We start from the raw sequence: 2,500 nt of genomic DNA on the forward strand, positions 1-2,500 counted from the left end.
GGATTGTGTTGCTTAGTTAGGTGTTTTGTTTGGGGTTTTTGGTTGCTGCTGGTGTGGGTGGGCGGGGTTTTATTGCTTGTAGCTGCTGTCGCGGCTGTACGTAGTTGGCCGTTTTCGCACACGGAGGTGTCACTTTTCTTTACTCGTAAAGAAAAGTAACCAAAAGAAAGCGATCCTTGCAGGAGGCTGGCGTGTCRGGGTTGCGTAGCCCAATGGTTTCGTCGTCAGGCCCCGGGTTCTAACAGACTCGTGCCGTTACCGATTCAGAGCACCACGACCCGGCCAATGCCCAGGGATTCGTGGTGGTGCCCCCGGTAGCGGAATTCCAGCCCATTCGCCCATCTGCCGTTACCGGCGCGAATCGTCACGACACATCACGTCGTGATGGTTTCGTGGTGGAGTGGGCGCGGTGGTGAGGTCATCGGCTTATCAATTCGGTGCCACCGCGCCCACGACKAAGCTTGAGACGCYKGCAACTTCGTTGCCGTWTCCTCTGMGAGCGCCACGAAGTTGCAGGYSCCCCGTTTTYGTCGTGGGCGCGGTGGCACGGGAWTGCTAGGACCAGGACCTTCTTCACCGCGCCCACCCCACCACGAAACCRTYACGGCGTGATGKRTCGTGATGCTCCGWGCCGGTACCGGCAGATGGGCGAATGGGCAGGGAGCCGCTACCGGGGGCCTCACTACGGAACCAGCGCCATTGGCAGGATCGTGGYCATTCAAACCGGTAACGGCATGAGGCTATTARAACCCGGGGCCTGACRACGAAWCCAATGGGCTGCGCAASCCCGACACGCCAGCCTCCTGCAAGGATCGCTTTCTTTTGGTTACTTTTCTTTACGAGCGGCGTGTGTCAAGGTAGTTGTCGCCTCAGCCGTTACGCTGCTTGCTTGTAATTCTCTGCGTTTTTCTGCGCTCGCTCCGGGTTCAGGTACACCGCATCTGGGAGTTCCCAGTTGCGGATGCCCGCGCTCCAACGCTGCGGATTCCGGGCGCGCGCGGCTTCATACAGCGCCGTTCTCTGCGCCAACAGTGCGGTAGCTTTGCCCTGATGCCGCTGGTTTGGCGTGACGTATTTCAGGCCGCTGTGTCGGTGCTCGTCGTTGTACCAGCGCACGAAGCGCAACACCCAGTCACGCGCTTGTTCCAGGCTATCGAACGGGCGCTCCGGCCACATCGGGCAGTACTTCGCCGTACGGAACAACGCTTCGGCATAGGCGTTGTCGTTGCTCACCCTAGGCCGGCTATAGGACGGCACCACGCCTAGGTCATACATCGCTGCCAGCATGGTGGCCCCTTTCATGGCCTTGCCGTTGTCCGAATGCAGTACCAGCGGACGACCTGCCGTTTGCTCCCGCAAACAGCCGTGCATCAGCAGGCGGCTGGCGTGCTCAGCCGTCTGGCTCTCATGCACCTCGTTGGCTACCAGCTTGCGGCTGTAGATGTCCTTCATCATGTACCAGTAGAAGAACTTGCCCTTGACCGTGGTCGGCAGCCAGGTGATGTCCCAACACCACACCTGGTTCGGACCCGTGGCCCGATGCGTCGTCGGCGGGCGCGTGCACGGGGCCTTGCTGCGGCCACGCCGACGGCTTTGTCCCGCTTCATGCAGCACCCGGTAGATCGTCGATACCGATCCCACGTAGATGCCCTCATCCGCCAGCTTTGGCACGATCTGGTGCGGCGTCAGGCTCGCGTAACTTGGCTGGTTCGCCGCCCTCAGCACCGCCTGCCGTTCTGCTTCGCTGAACTTGTTAGCCGGTGCCTCGCGACACGCTTCCAGCCGCCCGTCGGCGGGGGCGTGCCGCCAGCGCTGCAAGGTCCGCTCGGTCAAACCAAGCGCCTCGCAGGCCTTCTCCTGCCGGGCCCCGGCACTCACCGCTTCATCGATCAACTCTATGGCTTCCAAGCGATCCGGGGTGCTGATCAGTCTTCCTCGTCCCGTCCCCAGATCGCTGCGGCTTTTTTTTGCAAGACCAGCAGTGCCGCCGTCTCCGCAAGCGCCGCATTCTTGCGCTTGAGCTCGCGTTCCAGCTCACGCACTCGCCTGCGCGCCGCTTCGTCGTCCCGCCGCTGCGCCAGCGTTCGCTTGACGGGCGTAGCCGCATTGGCCTGCTCGCACGCCTCACGCCATTGCTGAATCTGCTCCGCCTGGATGCCCTTTGCGCGGCAGTACTCCGACAACTCCGCTTCGCTTAGCGGCGCTGTCTCCAACACAACGCGAAACTTGTCCGCGCTGGACCATTGATCACTCTGCTTTCCGTCACCCGGCACAATTCTTCCTGCTTCTCTCGCCATCCTGCGCCAAGTCCGCAAGGTCACTGTCGTGATCCCTGTGGCCTTGGCCAACTCCACTATCGACCGGTTCAGCGGCGGCATCATCTGCTCAACCACCCATTCCCGATGCTCGGTTGCATATCGTGTCATCACCTATTCGCACACCGCCCTCCATTTTGCTTCACTAAGGAAACGGAGGCGACAAGTATCCTGACATGGAGGGC

General features: G+C 61.2%; 1 protein-coding gene. It reads right to left on the bottom strand.

The window, feature by feature from the left end:
- Positions 1 to 876: 876 nt before the first annotated feature.
- Positions 877 to 2,426 (bottom strand): IS3 family transposase gene (locus AC1DSJ_RS30040; protein ID WP_441637726.1). Its coding sequence is split into 2 segments (ribosomal slippage): positions 877 to 1,940 and positions 1,940 to 2,426, totalling 1,551 coding nucleotides; the frame shifts between segments, so codons are not numbered across the junction.
- Between the last annotated feature and the right edge of the window lie 74 nt (positions 2,427 to 2,500).

Source organism: Achromobacter sp. 01N37 (genome assembly GCF_056399725.1).